The 16,746-nt window shown below is 56.4% G+C and carries 13 protein-coding genes; 8 read left to right on the plus strand and 5 right to left on the minus strand.

Features of this window, described 5'->3' with window-relative positions; translation table 11 throughout:
- Positions 1 to 15: 15 nt before the first annotated feature.
- Positions 16 to 2,688: a sigma 54-interacting transcriptional regulator gene (locus J2S31_RS01285; RefSeq protein ID WP_237097236.1), complete on the plus strand. Its 2,673-nt coding sequence runs from the start codon at positions 16 to 18 to the stop codon at positions 2,686 to 2,688.
- Between the two features lie 6 nt (positions 2,689 to 2,694).
- Here the strand turns inward: J2S31_RS01285 and J2S31_RS01290 are convergent, their stop codons facing one another.
- The 5 genes from J2S31_RS01290 to J2S31_RS01310 are packed head-to-tail and all read right to left on the minus strand — an operon-like array spanning position 2,695 to position 6,100.
- Positions 2,695 to 3,687, minus strand: a complete 993-nt coding sequence (locus J2S31_RS01290) for a glycosyltransferase family 2 protein (RefSeq protein ID WP_237097237.1) — start codon at positions 3,685 to 3,687, stop codon at positions 2,695 to 2,697.
- Entirely contained in the window at positions 3,684 to 4,712 is a 1,029-nt protein-coding gene (locus tag J2S31_RS01295) for a glycosyltransferase family 2 protein (protein ID WP_237097238.1), read from the minus strand. Before J2S31_RS01295 ends, J2S31_RS01290 begins: the two co-directional genes overlap by 4 nt.
- Positions 4,709 to 5,305, minus strand: coding sequence for an NUDIX hydrolase (locus J2S31_RS01300; RefSeq protein ID WP_237097239.1), 597 nt, complete (start codon positions 5,303 to 5,305; stop codon positions 4,709 to 4,711). Before J2S31_RS01300 ends, J2S31_RS01295 begins: the two co-directional genes overlap by 4 nt.
- 49 nt (positions 5,306 to 5,354) lie before the next feature.
- Positions 5,355 to 5,927, minus strand: a complete 573-nt coding sequence (locus tag J2S31_RS01305) for an NAD-dependent epimerase/dehydratase family protein (RefSeq protein WP_237097240.1) — start codon at positions 5,925 to 5,927, stop codon at positions 5,355 to 5,357.
- Positions 5,924 to 6,100: an NAD-dependent epimerase/dehydratase family protein gene (locus J2S31_RS01310; RefSeq protein WP_237097241.1), complete on the minus strand. Its 177-nt coding sequence runs from the start codon at positions 6,098 to 6,100 to the stop codon at positions 5,924 to 5,926. The genes J2S31_RS01305 and J2S31_RS01310 overlap by 4 nt, the downstream gene beginning before the upstream one ends.
- 65 nt (positions 6,101 to 6,165) lie before the next feature.
- Here J2S31_RS01310 and J2S31_RS01315 point away from each other — a divergent pair, with 65 nt between their 5' ends.
- The 7 genes from J2S31_RS01315 to J2S31_RS01345 all read left to right on the plus strand — a co-directional run bounded on the left by J2S31_RS01315 (position 6,166) and on the right by J2S31_RS01345 (position 16,651).
- Entirely contained in the window at positions 6,166 to 6,969 is an 804-nt protein-coding gene (locus tag J2S31_RS01315) for an ABC transporter permease (protein ID WP_237097242.1), read from the plus strand.
- Positions 6,966 to 7,700, plus strand: a complete 735-nt coding sequence (locus J2S31_RS01320; RefSeq protein ID WP_237097243.1) for an ABC transporter ATP-binding protein — start codon at positions 6,966 to 6,968, stop codon at positions 7,698 to 7,700. The genes J2S31_RS01315 and J2S31_RS01320 overlap by 4 nt, the downstream gene beginning before the upstream one ends.
- A 55-nt stretch (positions 7,701 to 7,755) precedes the next feature.
- The gene (locus J2S31_RS01325) at positions 7,756 to 11,733 is read left to right on the plus strand and encodes a glycosyltransferase (RefSeq protein ID WP_237097244.1); all 3,978 of its coding nucleotides are present in this window, start codon (positions 7,756 to 7,758) and stop codon (positions 11,731 to 11,733) included.
- A 39-nt stretch (positions 11,734 to 11,772) separates the two neighbouring features.
- Positions 11,773 to 12,483: a methyltransferase domain-containing protein gene (locus tag J2S31_RS01330; protein WP_237097245.1), complete on the plus strand. Its 711-nt coding sequence runs from the start codon at positions 11,773 to 11,775 to the stop codon at positions 12,481 to 12,483.
- 236 nt (positions 12,484 to 12,719) lie between these two features.
- The gene (locus J2S31_RS01335; RefSeq protein WP_237097246.1) at positions 12,720 to 14,216 is read left to right on the plus strand and encodes a hypothetical protein; all 1,497 of its coding nucleotides are present in this window, start codon (positions 12,720 to 12,722) and stop codon (positions 14,214 to 14,216) included.
- A gap of 237 nt (positions 14,217 to 14,453) precedes the next feature.
- Entirely contained in the window at positions 14,454 to 15,758 is a 1,305-nt protein-coding gene (locus J2S31_RS01340; protein ID WP_237097247.1) for a nucleotide sugar dehydrogenase, read from the plus strand.
- A 191-nt stretch (positions 15,759 to 15,949) separates the two neighbouring features.
- Entirely contained in the window at positions 15,950 to 16,651 is a 702-nt protein-coding gene (locus J2S31_RS01345; RefSeq protein ID WP_237097248.1) for a class I SAM-dependent methyltransferase, read from the plus strand.
- Positions 16,652 to 16,746 lie beyond the last annotated feature (95 nt).

Below are 16,746 nucleotides of genomic sequence, written 5' to 3' on the forward strand. Positions count from 1 at the left end.
CCCCGGACGCCGCTTATGCTGAGACTCAGGGAGATTGTGCTGGGAGGAATCGGGGCCGCACTCACCGGCATCGTGCTGTGGTCTTTGCCCAACCTGGTGCAGTCGTGGGAATGGAAAACCCTCGACCTGCGCTTCCAGTGGCGGGGCGCGGTGGCCACGGACCCCAACCTGGTGCTGGTCGAAGCGGATGACGAAAGCGCGCAAACCTTCGGCAGATGGCCGTGGAGGCGCACCGTCCACGCCCACCTCATCGAACTCCTCGCCGATCAGAAATCCCGCACCGTGGTGTACGACGTGCTCTTTGCCTTGAAGGACGATCCGTTGGAAGACCGCGCGCTGGAGCAGGCTATCGACATCGCGGGCAACGTGGTGTTTCCGGTGGCGGTGCGGCTTCTCGAAAAACGCGCGCCGTACGCGCCGGATCACAGCGGCGCCGGGCTGGAGTGGAAAGGGCTGGACCTGCCGCCGCAGGCGAAACGTTATTTCCTCGCCAACCGCGCCATCTTTCCGCTGGCTTCGTTCGCCGAACACGTCACCGGCTTGGGGCACATCGCCACCAACCGCGACGCCGACGGCATCATCCGCCGCGTGCCCTTGCTGGTGAACTACCACAAGCAGTTGGTGCCGTCGCTGGCGTTTCAGGGTGTCTTGCAATACCTCAAGGTCTCGCCGGAAAATGTGGTGCCGGGTGACAAAACCATCCTGCTCAAGGGCGCACAGTTTCCCGGCAGTACGGTGAGGCGCGATATCGTTATCCCGGTGGACGCACAGGGGCAGATGCTCATCAACTACGCCGGGCGCTGGAGCGAAACCTTTCTGCACGCATCGATGGCGGCGGTGCTGGACCGGCCGCAGGCGGGCGAAGCGATGAAAGGTCCCTCGGTCACTTTGCAGGATAAACTGGTGCTCGTCGCCAACACCATTTCCGGCTACGATGCCAAACCGGTGCCGATGGAAAAGGATTTCCCCGGCGTCGGCGTGCACGCCAACATCATCAACACCCTGCTCACCGAATCGTTTCTTAAGGAAACGTCTCCCGCGTTTCACATCCTGCTCGTCGTGCTTCTGAGCCTGGCGACGGCGCAGGGGCTGACCATCCGCTATTACACGCTCCAGGCGTTGTTCGTCGCCGTCCTGCTTGCGGGCTACGCCTCCGCCGCGGCGTTTCTGTTTCAGTCGAACCTGGTCCTGCCGGTGGTGGGCCCGCTCGCCGCCGTCGCCGTCACTACGCTGTGGGTGTCGCTCTACAACGCGTCGTCGGAAAAGGAAACCGCCGACATGATGAAGCACACGGCGGAGAGGCTCTCCGGAGAAAAACAGAAAGTCGAAGCGCAGATCGAAAACCTGTCGCGCGACCTCACCGCGCGGGAACAGGAGATGGATGCGCTTCAGCGCCAGTACCAGGAGGAGAAGGTTTCACTGGAAAACCGCATCCGCGACCTGCGCCTGCACACCGGGCTGGGATCGGCCTTGGGCAAACTCACCGAGCCGTCCTTCCAGGAATGCCGCGAACACGGCATCGTCACGCTGGAGGAATCCGTGGTGCAGACGTTCCGCGATCTCAAGCAGGTCGCGCCGAACGCGTCCACCGTGCTTCTGCTTGGCGAGTCGGGCACGGGCAAGGAACTGTTCGCCCGCGCCCTGCACCGGTTGAGCGGACGCCCCGGGCGGTTCGTGGACATCAACCTCGCCGCCTGCCCGGAGGGGCTGGTGGAAAGCGAACTGTTCGGCCACGTGAAAGGAGCGTTCACGGGAGCCACGTCGGACAAGGCCGGACGCTTCCGCGATGCGGACGGCGGCACGCTGTTTCTCGATGAGATCGGCGAGGTCAAACCGGACTTGCAGGTCAAGCTCCTGCGCGTGCTGCAGGAGCGGGAGGTGACGCCCGTCGGCGGCACGCGTTCATACAAGGTGGATGTGCGCGTCGTCTCCGCCACCAACAAGGATCTGAAGGCGGAGATGGAGGCGGGGCGCTTTCGCAGTGACCTCTATTACCGGCTCAACACGATTCCCTTCGCTCTGCAACCGCTTCGTGAACGCCCGAAAGACATCGAGCTCCTTGCCTGGCATTTCATGGACCGCTACAAGAACCGCTACCAACGCAACATCACCGGCATCTCCAAAAAAGCGATGGAGGTGCTCAAAGCTTACGCGTGGCCGGGCAATGTGCGCGAATTCGAAAACGTGATCGAACGCGGGGTGACGCTGGGCGAGGGCAGTATCATTCAGGAAAAGGACCTGCAACTGAAAGAAGAGATGGCATCGGCCACGCTCTCCCCTCCGGTGCCGGCGTTGCCGGAAAACCGCGACACGTCGTTTCTCGAAACCCTGCGCGCCAACCGGTTCGAGATCAACGCCACGGCGAAGCACCTCGAGGTCAGCCGCAACACCGTCGCCAGCCGCTTCAAGGGCATCTGCTTTCAACGGCTGGTGGAGTGCGGCGGCGACTGCGACCAGGCGGCGCGGTCGGTGAGTGGAGATGGCTCGGATTACGATTTCGTTCTGCAGAAACTGGAAGAGTATTACCAGAACCTGGTCAAGGGCAGTGCGGAGTGGACCGATGTCGAAAGCGCCGTTGCCGATGCGCTGAAGCGTTCGCGCAATGTGCCCACCGCATACCATCCCGCCATCGCCCAGTTGGTGCGCGACCGCTTCGCCAAAGACCACCCGCCGGCCGGTTCCGCGTGACCGCCTTCAACGCCTGCGCATTAAAAACACTTTGAACGGTTCCAGCCAGTTGCGGTTCATGGCTTGCTGCAGTGCGCCCGCTTCGGTCACGATGTGTTTTTGAATGGCCCGCCGCTTTTTGAGAGCCGCAGGCAATCCGCGCAACGCATCCCACTTGGCTTTTAAAATGACGCCGGGTTTGCCTTTCAAGGTGAACCACAAAATGGAAAACAGGTTGAGCGCGAGATGCGCGGGCAGGTATTTCCAGTGCAACGGTGCGGGCATGTTTTTCACAAACGTCCACACCAGGTTGCGGTGCGCGTGATAAATCGAAAACTCACTGCCCGGCTCCGAGGACCCCCATCCCGCATGGCGCACCCGCGCGCCGGCCACATACAGGCAACGGTGTCCGCTCAGCCGCAGGCGGAAGGCGAGGTCGGTGTCCTCGAAGTAGGCGAAGAAATCTTCATCGAATCCGCCCGCGTCGAGAAACGCGTTTCGATCGTACAGCGCCGCGGCGGCGCAGGGAGAGAACACGTCTCCCGTCTCGCGGCGGCAGAGTTTGGCGCGGCGGCCGTGGTCGCGCCGCCACGCCAGCCCGCACACATGGTACACGTCACCCGTGCCGTCCAGCCGTTCGGAGTCGTCGTATTGCACCAGATGACTGCCGAAGAAGGAATGGTCCGGATGGGCCGCGGCGGCGTCGAGCAACGATTGCAACCAGTCGGGATCGGGCGCGGCGTCGGGATTGAGGAGCGCCACCCAGCGGCAGTCGCCCGCCTGGCGCACGGCGCGGTTGTTGGCGGCGGCGAAGCCGGTGTTGGTATCCAGGCAAACCAGCTCTGCCTCCGGCAATGTGTCGCGCGCCTGGTCCAGGGAGCCGTCACTGCTGGCGTTGTCCATCACGATCACGCGGTCGGGTTTTCGAGTCTGCACTTTCATGCTTTCGAGGCAGGCTTTCAAATACCCACCGCTGTTGTGATTGACCACGATGACAACGACGGAATCCGGTCCGTTCATGGCCCGCTTTTTCCCACTTTGGATTTCGGCGATGGATTCACGGCATCGACCAGCCGTTTCAACAGGGTGTACTGCCAGCGCGGTGTGGGGTAGCGGTATTTTTTGATCCAGTACAACTTGCCGAAGAAGGTGAACAGGAACCAGCGCCAGCGCGGGGGCAGGGAACCGTCGAGAAGAAACGAAGCGGTGAGGCGGAACCCCATGACGAGATTGCTTTCAGGTAGAGGCCGGATGTGCGGTGGAGCCGGGAGGGGAGGTAAGGGCTTCTTTTCGATCACTGCCTGAAGACGGCGCGTCAGGCGTTTGCGGTGAGGATGAAACGCGAGGAACACATTATCGCCTTCTCCCAGCGCCCGGCCGTTGTACCTGTCCGGGTCTCCCTTTCCATTGCCGAAACGCACGTGCAGGTGTTCCATCACCACGTCTTCCATGTAAACGATGCGATCGTGCCCGCGGTGCTTCAGACGCTGAAACAGGTCGAGCAGGTGGTGATCCTGAAAATCGCCCGGGTATTCGGCGGGAAACGGGTCGCCCAGCGCGTCGCAGGCGGTGCGCGGCATGAATGGAAAGCTCGCCATGCGTTCGCCCAGAAACAGGTCGTTGGGGTAGGCGAGGTAGATGCCGTCGGGGAACCGCGCGTGGATGGCGCGCAGGCGGTCGTCCCATCCGTGCGTGTGCACCACCACGTCGTCGTTGATCGCACCGATGATGCCACCGGTTGTGCGTTTCAGGCACGCGGTGTTGAGTGCGCCAAGATTCGACTGCGGTCCGATGATTTTGCGAAAAGCGATGTCCCTGCAGTCGAGGGCATGGCTTTCGGGATCGTCGTCATCGACGTACACCACCACTTCCAGTGCGTCCGGGTGGCTTGCGGTGGTGACGAGGCTTTCAAGGCAACGCGCCGCCTGTTCGCGGCGGCCGCGCGTCGGCATCAGTAGCGAGATGCGGGTGAGGGATGTTTTGGCGTCCGGTTGAGGCATGGGGGCCGGGTTGGTATCGGGTTGGGGGTCCCGCACGCCACTCATTCGGATTCCGCTGTTTCATTCAGGTGCAGGTAGCGGAAAATAGCGACCAGCGTGGATGGGTCCTGGATTTCGTTATTGTGAATGTGTTGCTGAATGGTGTCGATGTCGAATAATTCCATGCACGCGTGGCCGATCTCATTAGCGCGGTAAGCCTGTTCCGCGGCGCACTCCGTTCCTGCAAATAATTGAATGCGTGCCGACAGGGTGCCTGCATCCGGGTGGAGCGATCCCAGCGGGCGGATGTTCTCATGCGCGCAACGCAGTCCGGTTTCCTCAAACAATTTGCGCGCCACCGATTCCACCAGGTCCTCGCCGGGCTCGATGAATCCGCGCGGGATCTCCCACGACCAGCCCTTGATGGCGTGACGGTAAATCTTGAGGAGAGCCAGTTTGCCGTCCACCACGGGCAGGATGGCGACGCCGCTGAATCCATCGGCGACAAACCGCTTCGGCGACACCACGAGATAGTCGGGCACATCCACGCCTTCCTCGCCGGTGACGTGATCGAAATAAATATTGAATTGCGTGTTTTCGGCGATCAGTTTGCGTTTTTTCAACTTGTAGGGCGGACTTTCGCTGCCGGTGGATTTCATGAGCCTCCATCCTGTGTGCGTTTCAAATAGCGGGACCGGACCTGCCGGATCACCGGACCTGCGCTCGCGTGTACCAATCATAGGTGATCCGCAACCCATCTTCCAGTGGAACCTTGGCAGACCATCCCAGCGCGCGGATGCGGGACGAATCCAGCAGGCGGCGCGGATTGCCGTCGGGCCGTGTCGTGTCGAACTCAATATCGCCTTTCCACCCCGCCACGCGCTGGATGCGCTTCGCCAGTTGCGCAATGGAGGTCTCGACACCCGGACCGAAGTTGATGACATCCGTTTTGCGGTAACGGTCCATCAGAAACAGGCAGGCGTCGGCGAGATCGTCCACGAAAAAAAATTCGCGTTTGGGTTTGCCCGTGCCCCATAAGGTCACTTTCTTTTTATTTTTTGTCTTGGCGTCGTGGAATTTCGCAATCAGCGCCGCCAGCACGTGACCGTTTTCGTCGAAGTGGTCGTGGGGGCCATAAGCGTTGGCCGGGATGACGGGCACGAACTGCGTGCCGTACTGCCGGTTGTATGCCTCGCACATCTTGATGCCGGCGAGCTTCGCCATGCCATACGGCTCGTTGGTCGGCTCCATCAGCCCGGTGAACCACCGGTTCTTGGTCATCGGCTGTTTGCACTGTTTGGGATAAGTGCAGGAGCTGACAAGCAGGAGCAATTTTTTACGATGTACCGGTGCGCCATGTCGAGGGCGTTGGTCTGAATGGTGAGGTTCTGCTGGATGAACTCGGCGGGATACGTGTTGTTGGCGTGGATGCCGCCGATTCTCGCCGCCTCCACTGCAGGTGGGATGTGTTTTTCATTATCGGAAAGTTGGGCTATACTTGCTGAACGGTTCAGCGGTCATGAAACGATTCAGAAAGCGGGGAGGCATGAGCATTTGCAGGTTTTTCACTCTGATCGATACCCAGGCACGGCTGGCGCTCAAGGCGGAGGCCTCCCGGCTATATTTGAGCTATTTCTGGTGGATCATCGAGCCTATGCTTTATGTCGCGGTTTTTTATTTCGTGTTCGAAGTCCTGCTGAATCGCGGGGGCGAGGAATTCCTGCTGTTCCTGCTGTGTGGAAAAATCCCATTCCTGTGGTTTTCCAAATCCGTCATGACCGCCTCCAACAGCATCGTACAGAACAAGGGACTGGTCGGACAGCTGGATCTGCCAAAGGCTTTGTTCCCCTATGCCTCGGTGCAAGAGGGATTGTACAAACAGTGGGCGGTGTTTCTGGTTTTGTTCGGTGTTGCCGCCGTTTACGGCTACGTCCCGGAGTTCAATTGGTTGTGGCTGGTTCCGTTGATTCTGGTGGAATACATCCTGATTGTGGCGTTTTCTCTAATCGGCGCGTTTTGCGTGAGTTTTGCCGGGGACTTCCGCATGCTCATCAGCATGGCGATGACATTTTTCCTGTTCACCTCCGGCGTGTTCTGGGACGTGCGCGCCCTGGCCGATTCCGCGTCCACGCAGATGGTGCTGGCGTACAATCCGATGGCCTTTCTGCTTGACGCGTACCGGCAGGTGCTGATGAGGCATGCCGTGTATGACCTGAATCATCTTGCAATGCTGGGCGCGGCGGCGGGTACGGTTTTGTACCTCATGCACGGAGTGTTCAACAGAGCCAGCAGAATCATTGCCGCTCAGGTTGTGGACTCATGAACGAATCGATGAAACTGGAAGGCGTGTTGGCCGCCGCCGGCGTCTCCATGTGTTACAGGACGCGCACCGGCCTGCTGAAAAGGTTCCAGCACACGGCGCTCGACAACATCTCGTTCACGCTGGAGCGGGGCGAGACCCTAGGCGTGGTGGGACGCAACGGCTCGGGAAAAAGTTCACTCCTGCGCATTTTGGCGGGTATCATTGCGCCGACGTCGGGAGCGATCGAATGCCCGCCCGGTGTGCGTCGCGCGTTGTTGTCTCTGGGGTTGGGGTTTCGCCCGGACCTTTCCGGGCGCGACAACGCCCTGCTGGGCGCCATGCTTCAGGGAGCGGGCAAGCGGGAGGCGCTGGAGTTTCTGCCGGACATCCACGAGTTTTCCGAGCTGGGCGGATTTTTCGACAAGCCCATGCGGACCTACTCAGCGGGAATGCGCGCGCGGCTGGGGTTTGCCACGGCGCTCAAGGTGAATGTCGAGATTCTTTTGATCGACGAGGTGTTGAGCGTGGGCGACGTGCATTTCCGCCACAAGGCCGAAAGCGCGATGCTGGACAAGATCAACGGACGTCAGACCGTGGTGTTCGTGTCCAACAACCCCGGTCAGGTGAATAAAATCTGCGGCCGGGCAATCTGGCTGGAAGAGGGGCGGATTCAGGCGGAAGGCGCGGTGGAACAGGTGACCGCCGAATACCGCCGGTTCATCCAGGCGCTCGATGATAAAACTGGAGTGTGAACCGTGGGGAGGGGCCGGAAAACCGTCCGAGCAATATTTTATTGGGAGGAGGGACATGAGTAATCAGGAATCTTTACGTCAAAAGGATGAGGCGGGATTTAGGCTGGGTGCCGAACGACTCCCCCTTGACCTTCAGAATGAAAAAGTCGCAGTGCTGGTGGTGGGAATGCATCGCAGTGGCACGTCCGCACTCACCCGCACCCTGAACCTTCTGGGGTGTGATCTGCCCAGGACGCCCAGCAATGATCCCGAGCATTGGGAATCCAAAGTGATCATGGCTCTCAACGACGCGATTCTGGAATCCGGGGGCTCTTTCTGGCATGATTGGGAACGGTTCAACCCGGGCTGGCGGGACTCGCCGCTGGTCGACGTATTCCGGGCGCGGGCCCGGGACGCCCTGTTGAGAGAGTTCGGCGACTCCCCTTTGTTTGTGCTCAAGGACCCCCGCATCTGCCGCCTGCTAGGATTCTGGCTCGAAACGGTGCAGGAAATGAAGATCACCCCTGTTGTGGTGTCGCCCATCCGCAATCCATTGGAGGTCGCCGCCTCTTTGGAGGTGCGTGACGGTATCCCTCCATCAATTTCAAAACTGTTATGGCTCCGCCATGTGCTTGATGCCGAGGCGGCCTCGCGCGGGCACCGTCGGATTTTTCTGCGTTACGATGATCTTTTGGTCGAATGGCAAACGGTGACTCAGCGGCTGGGACGCCGGCTCGGCCTTTCCTGGCCGAAAAGCTCCACCCTGACGGAAATGCAGATTGAGGAATACCTCTCCCCCGCCCGCCGCCATCACTGGAAAAAGGATGAAAACATTCTGAAAAACCCAGGGCTTCCCGGCTGGGTGCGCTCGACGTACCAGATTCTGATTCGCTGGGCGCGGGATGAAGTGTGGAAGTCGGATACGGGGGATCTGGATGAGATCCGGGCGGCTTTTGATGAGGCGAGCCATGCGTTCAGCCGCCCGGTGGCGGTGAGCAGAAGGGCTATGCAGAAAAACAGGCAATATGAGAAGCGCAATGAGGATCTCGAAAACAAACTGAAAGCCCGCGGCGATGATGTTGAGAAGCTGAGGGCAAGCCTTGAAGAGTGGTCTGCCCGGATTCAAGAATACGAACACACCCGATCTAGCCTGCAAGCCTGCTTGGAAGCGCGCAACAAGGAGGTCGAAGCCTTGACTTCACATCTCCGCGAACGGGACGAGGCGATTCGGGAGCAGTGCGACCGCGCGGACGATCTGGAAAACCGCCTGAACGCCCGCGAGACTGAAGCGGAGGATCTGAAATCGTCGCTGGAAAATCAGGGGAGCAAGCTTCGGGAATATGAGGATGCGATTGCCGAGTTGTCGGTCCATCTGGCATGGCGGCGGGCGGATGCCGAAAAGCCGGCTGAAATCCTCCGCGAATGGGGCCAAACGATTCAGGAGCAGCGCGCCCGCGCTGACGATCTGGAGCACCGTCTGAACACCCGTGAAGCGGAGGCGGAGAATTTGAAGTCGGCGCTCGAGTCGCGGAATGCCACAATCGGGGAATACGAGGCAACGACTTCCCGTTTGAACGATGAGTTGCAGGCACGTCGCACCGAGATGGAAAAGTTGGCCGCAACGCTCCGCGAGCATGAGGCAAAGGTCAAGGAGCGGGAAGCGGTCATCTCCCAACTGCACGTTCAGTTGGAGACGCGCGCGAAGAAAGCCAACAAACTCTCACTCCAACTGCGTGACGAACAAGAGAAGGCACAAAAGGTTTCTGCCCAACTGCACGACGAGCAAAACAAATCAAAGCGAATTTCAGCAGGCGCCACCCGGCGCATCTGCGAAATCAGCGAGTACTTTTTTCATTTCGAAAACTGGCTGTCGGAAACCCTGAAATCGAAGCGCTGGAAAGCGGGCAACCTGATGGGCAACACCTTTTTCCGCTATACCCCGGATGCGCTGAAGCCAGTCGTCATCGGTTCCGCAAAGTTTGTTTATAAGTGGATCGGGCCGGCGCTCGATGCGGGTCCTGAGGACTGGGAAAAAGAGCTGTCGCAAATCCGGAGTCGGGTGCTGGAGCTGATGAAGACCGACGATTTAAAAAATGAGGACAGCTCCGCAACCTACGAGACAGCCGGCGGACACCCTTTCGAAAGCCTGACCGACTGGAGAACGCACGCCAAAACCGGCCCCAACTCGCCTCTGCATAAGGCCTTGGTCGCTGCCGAGACGGCTTCCCTTTCGCGCAACTGGCCGGAGGCGGTCAGCCAGTGGCAGGCGGTGCAAGCGAAATTTCCCGACAAGCCCTTGGTGGCCAACATCGCCAAATCGAATGCCAGCATCGCGCGGCGATTGGCCGATATTGATGCTTACAAAAAGAAAATCGCCGAGTACCGGGCCCAGCGCGAAGCACTTCGCTCACAGACGCCTGCAGGCAAACGCATCGCCGTCTACACGGCCATCTCCGGAAACTACGACTCCGTTAAACTGCCAGAAACGCTGGACCCCCGTTTCGATTACTATTTGTTTACGGACGCCCCGGCGCCGGACATGGGAATCTTTCAGATTTGCCCCATCACTTATTTTCACGAAGACAAAACCCGCATGGCGCGGTATGTTAAAACCCATCCCCACCTGTTCCTGTCGGAGTACGACATCGCCTTGTGGGTGGATGCTAATATCATGATTCTGGGCGACATCCATCCCCTGGTCGAAATGTTTCTGTCTTCGGGCCGGCCCGTCGCCGCCGTGCCGCATCCGCACCGCAAATCCGTTTACGAAGAGTTGGAGGCGTGCATCCGTTACAGAAAAGACGATGAGGACGTGATGCGCAAACAGATCGCCCATTATCGGCAGGCCGGTTTCGAGCACGACGACCTAGCCGAAACGGGCCTGTTGATTCTCGATATGAAGAGCGAGCGAATCCGATCGTTTCTGGAAACCTGGTGGTCTCAGATTGATCGCTTTAGCCGGCGCGACCAGTTGAGCCTAAATTATTCCCTCAGTCAACACGACATCCCCTGGCACCGGATCACCCAGCATCCCGAAAACGTCAGGACGCATCCTTTGTTTGCGTTGGTGGGACACGACTCCTGCCGTGGTCCGGCGGGAGAACTGACCCAATCGCTGGACGCGCCGGAACGCGATCCCTTTTCCGGTCACTCGTATGCGGAAGTCCGCGAGGACCGCATTGCCGCGGAGCAGCACCGGCGCATCGACATCGTCGTCTGCGTTCACAACGCCCTGGAGGACGTCCGGCTCTGCCTGGAATCCATCGAACGCGCGCGCAAAAGCGAGCATCATCAATTGATCGTCATCGACGACGGCTCCGCCTCGGCCACGGCGGATTATCTGAAAGGCTTCGTCCGCGGTAAATCCTGGGCGCACCTACACCGCAATGAAAAGGCGACGGGCTACACCCGTGCGGCCAACCGCGGGCTGGAGTTGTCCGACGCGGAGCTGGTCGTCCTGCTCAACAGCGACACGGTGGTCACCGACGGCTGGGCGGAGAAGATGGCGGACGCCGTTTTTTCCACCCCCGGCGCGGGCATCGTGGGTCCTCTATCGAACGCCGCCAGTCACCAGTCCATCCCCGAGCACCGCAGTTCGAAAGACCAGACCGCCGTCAACGAACTTCCGCCCGGACTCACCGCCGAGGACATGAACCGGCATTGTGAGCAATGGACGACCGCCGGCATCCTGCCCCGGGTTCCGCTCGTGCACGGGTTTTGTTTTGGGGTGACGCGCGCGGTGATTGAAAGGGTGGGGACGTTCGACGAGACGCATTTCCCGAAAGGGTACGGCGAGGAGAACGACTATTGCTTCCGTGCGGTGGACGCCGGGTTCGGGCTTGTGGTCGCCACGCACACCTTCGTGTTCCACGCCAAATCCAAAAGTTACGACGGCCCGGTGCGTGTGAAGCTGATGAAAGCGGGGGCAGAAAACCTCAAACGCCTCCACGGCCGCGCCCGGATAGACAGGGCGGTGCGGTCCATGCATAAAAACACTATGCTTGAGGCTTTGCGCGAAAGCGCGAAGCGGCTGATGGAAGTAAAACGGCTGTGAAGCCATTTCGTCAAGAAAGTAAAGCCGGTAAGAGTTTCTATGGATACGATGAAGCTGGACGATTTCGATTTTATCGACTTCGGTTCATCAAAGGGCGGGTGCATAGAGTTCGCCAAGGCGCGGCTTGGAGGTGTTCGCGGTTTAGGGATCGATATCGATCCCAAAAAGGTCAAGGCGATGAGAGACAATGGATACGATTGCCTGCGTGACGACATCACCGCATCGGGGCTTTCCTCTAAGTCGGTTCGCTTCGTCATGATGAGCCACATTCTTGAACACCTCCCAAGTTTGGAGTCGGTTCAGGAAGTGATTTCCGAAGCCGCCCGTTTGGCACGCGATTTTCTTTTCATTCAAGGGCCTTATTTTGACGCGGACAACCTGCTTGAAAAACTCGGGTTTCGCTTTTTTTGGTCAAAATGGACCGGACACCGCTGTCATCTCACAACATCGCAACTGCGCGACGTCCTTCTGCGTTTACAGCTCTCGGACCATTGGATGTTTGTGCGTCAGCCAGTGGTGGATTCCAGTGATCCCTCTATTCATCCCCTTGGGTCGCCGGTCAATTCGCTGGAGTACAACCCGGAGATTCATCCTCCCAAGCCCCTTTGCACGTTTTCGCCTCCCGTGTTTAAGGAAATGGTCTGTTACGTGCGCTTGCGCCCCATGCCGAAGGAAGCTTGGGAGGAAATTCTACGCGCCCGGCGCGGCTGTCAGCCACTCGATACCGACGCATCGGATAAAGGTCTTTAAAAATATGCTCAATCGCGACAGCCTCAGAATATATAGATCTACAATAATTAAGGGTGCAATGCGACGTGGCAGGCTGTTTGATTAATGGAATTGACCCTAATTAGGAATAGTGGTTATGATTGCGCACGTAGTGGTATAACTAATAGGGGCAGGCAAACCTATTTCCCCACTTAGGGTTTAATTACAGCTCATATTTAATCAGTGATTTGATGTAACAATAATGAGAGGAAACTTAAATGTGGGAAAGACAGGTTCGTTATTTCCCGTTTTATCTGGGCGCTTTTTTCGTTCTTTTTTCAGCGATTTTTGTTTTAGGTAATTACCAAGGCCACGGGGGTGATTTTGGGCATTATATTACCTTGGCTCGTAACCTCATGCTGGGTCGGTCATGGGACCATCTTGTTTCCGGTTATCCGTCATATTTGCCCGGTTACCCTGCTCTGCTTGTTATACCCACTGCGATTTTTGGGGTAAATTTTTACGTCTATGCAGTGATTAATAGCATTTTGTGGGCGGGATGCAGCATAGCCGCATTTTACTATTTTAAAGATCAGTTTTTATACAAAGCCACTCCCTACATCTTCCTCATCGGCGTCCTCTTTGTTCCTTTTTTGATTTCATTCCAACAAAAAGCAATACCAAACATTCTTTATGCAACTGCGGTCATGCTTGCATTATTTATAAGCAGACAATTTAGCGCAGGTAAGTTCCATCCCGGCCTTGCAGTAATCGTGTTAATCCCGGCAATCATTCGGTCGGAAGCTTGTGGGCTGTATGCGGCACTTATTGCCTTTTTCGTCCTTCAAAGAAGATTCAAGCTGTGCGCCTTACCCATCGCGGGGTTAATTCTTTCGATCAGTATAAATCTATTTCTTGCCTTGAACTATGAAGTGATTTCCTTCTTTAATCTTGCTAACAGGTTTATGTGGGGCGCATCAAACGAGGAATTTGATTTTATTCGCCAGGTTCAAGCGCATATTTTTATGTTTTCGAATTATCTGTTTGGATTTGGCCAGCTATTATTCCCCCACGGATTTTTTGGGTCATCGAACACCTGGCACATTGTTATAGCGAGCGATCTATCGGTCAACTTTGGCCCCATACAGTTCCTCCTAACAGCTATCTTTGGCTTTGGCATTTTTAAGCACCGTAACTATCTTTCTCTGGATAAAATATTTTTTGTTTCACACATGGCGCTGCTATCCGCATATCTCCTCTTGCACGAGCCAGGAGGGCTGCCCCTGCGATATCTTACTCCCCTTTTACCGATCTATATTTTCTATTTGATATATGGCCTTGAGTACGGGATGGCGCTAATTAAGCTTCCTATGAGGCCGGTCACAAACTCGATACTATTGGCTTCAATTGTCATAGGGTTTCTTGCTTTTGCAGTCCCGTCTTACATGGGTGAACCTGCACGCAGGAACGTTGTTTCTACCTCAGAGATGCGCGCTTTAGCAGATTGGCTTTCGGAAAATATGGGAAAACGAGTGGTCGGCTACTACAAGCCAAGGGTGATGACAATGCTCCTGGACATACGGTCCGAATCGACCTTGCAAGGGGTGGGGATTCGAAGTATAGAAAATGCTGAAATGCTCCTGAATACTGGTGGAATAGTGGTGATCCGGAAAGCCCCCCTCTACAATCAGGAAACCTTGCTTGAGTATCTTCAAAACGAAAAGAATGTCAATTTGCTTTGGGAAGACCAGATGCATGCGGTATTTGCGAGATAGCAAACAATGCCTATCATCCGGATTTCCATCTTCTCAAGACGAAACATTACGGATAAACTCTAACTTAGAAACTGGTACAACTAACGGGAGCAGGTCACCGCAGTTTGCAGGCCTGCAAGCGGGATTTGTATGGCCCTGATTTAGTTTAAAGCCCGTATGTATAATTAACCGCCAGTTTCGTTTCCGGGTTTGTGGTTGCGACTTGGGTAATCAACGCAGACCTTGGGTTGCCAATTTATGCTTGAAGACACAATTAAAAACAAGGAGGCCCGGATCGGCGTTGTCGGCTTGGGGTATGTGGGGCTCCCGGTGCTCTTGGCGTTCGGCAAAAACGGCTTCCCCGTTCTGGGTCTGGATGTGGATGGAGACAAGGTCGAGCAATTGAATTGCGGCCGGAGTTACATCCATCACATACCGGAGGAAGAGATCCGGTCTCTACTGGAGACTGGCCGGTTTCAGGCGACAACGGACTTTTCCTGCGCCTCGGGGCTGTCTGCGGTCCTGATCTGCGTCCCGACGCCCTTGACCCAGCACAGGGAGCCGGACATGCGCTACATCGTGGCGACGGCGCGCGCGCTCTCGCCCCACCTGACAGCTAATCAATTGATCGTCCTGGAATCCACCACCTACCCGGGAACGACGCGCGATGTCCTAATTCCGGAACTGGAATCGCAAACTGTTTTGCGGGCGAACCGGGATTTCTGGGTGGCCTATTCGCCGGAACGGGAAGACCCCAACAACCGGGAGTTCAACGTGAGCAATGTTCCCAAGGTGATCGGCGCGGACCACCCTGCCGGTTTGCGGTTGACGGAAACGCTTTACGGTGCGATCACGCAAACCACGGTCCCTATCGGCGATACGCGCGTGGCGGAAGCGGCCAAGCTGATGGAGAATGTGTTCCGGTCCGTCAATATCGCCCTCGTTAATGAACTGAAGGTGATCTTCGACCGCATGGGCATCGACATCTGGCAGGTGATCGAGGTTGCGAAAACCAAGCCTTTCGGGTATATGCCGTTTTTCCCGGGGCCGGGGCTGGGCGGGCACTGCATCCCCATCGATCCCTTTTACCTGAGCTGGAAAGCGAAGGAATACGGCATTGTTACGCGCTTCATCGAGCTGGCCGGGGAGATCAACGTCTCCATGCCCAATTATGTGATGGAGAAAATTCAATCCGCGTTGAACCAGCACTCGAAGAGTGTGCGGGGAAGCCGCATTTTCGTTCTGGGAGTGGCCTATAAAAAGGATGTGGATGACGACCGGGAGTCGGTGAGTTTTAAAATCATGGAAATGATTGAGGAACAAGGCGGCTCCGTGGATTTCCACGATCCCTATATTGCTGTGATCGGCGATAAGAAGGAGTACCCCCACTTCACCGGCAAAAAGAGAACGCCGCTTGAGGAAATGGGACAGTATGATCTCACAGTGATTCTCACCGACCACTCCGCGTATGACTACGATTTCATCGTAAGGGAATCCCGCATGGTGGTCGATACCCGCAACGCATGCAGGTACATTCAATCCGACAAAATCATAAAGGCCTGAGGCGCGCGTGCACTCCGGAAACCCGGCATGAATGACACGGACGCCACGGCGGTCATCATCGTCAACTACAACAAGCGAGCACCGATTTGACGCCTTTTGTTTGTTGAAATCCTTCTCGGAGGGCGTAGCGTAGATACCTCCAGGTCCTTTCTTTGAGAAGGAGGGCTTTTAAATCATACAAAGAGAAAGATATGGTGAATTTGCCTTTGCCGCCTCGAGAAATGCGTTGGGGTGGGCCTCGGTATCTTGATGATGCCAATTATATCAAGTCAGGTATACAGAATGCGCAAATGCTCGAAAGCATCTGCGGAATCGGACCTGATAGTCGTATTCTGGATGTAGGTTGTGGCCAGGCTCGCTTGCTCAGGGGCCTTCTTTCCTACTTTGGGAGTATTCAGCGCTATGTTGGTATCGATGTTCATGAACCATCTATTCGTTGGTTGCAATCGAATATCGCTCCCTTAACGCCATTTGCGGAGTTTTATCATGTGCCGTTTCAAAACGCGCGTTACAATCCGCATGGTACTCGGACGCTGGATTTTGGTATCCCTGAAAAATTTGACTGCATTGTCTTGATTTCTGTATTCAGCCATATGCACTTAGCCGATATCACCTTATACCTTGATTTCATAAATAAAGCCGTTGCTAACGATGGGAAGGTGTACCTCACCCTTTTTGTGGAAGATGACGTTGCAGAAGAAGAGGAAAACCCCGATGGATATTATAAAAAATGGTCGGGTGCATTACATTGTGTTCGGCTTAATCGTCAGGAGTTTGAAAGGCGTATACGCCAATCAGGTTTCCAAGTCGAATTGTTCCGCTATCGCAATGCTAATGATGGGCAATCTTCATATTTACTTGGCTTGAAGGATGATGATTTTATTCCCAGTTAACACCCCTTTGATCCGCCAAAATAAAAATGAGGAGTTGAAGAATTACCTGGCTTCATTTCACATTGCATTTGGTAGCAGCAAGGGATCCCAAGGAC

Origin of the sequence: Nitrospina gracilis Nb-211 (assembly GCF_021845525.1) — a bacterium.
In the GTDB taxonomy this organism is placed as follows: domain Bacteria; phylum Nitrospinota; class Nitrospinia; order Nitrospinales; family Nitrospinaceae; genus Nitrospina; species Nitrospina gracilis_A.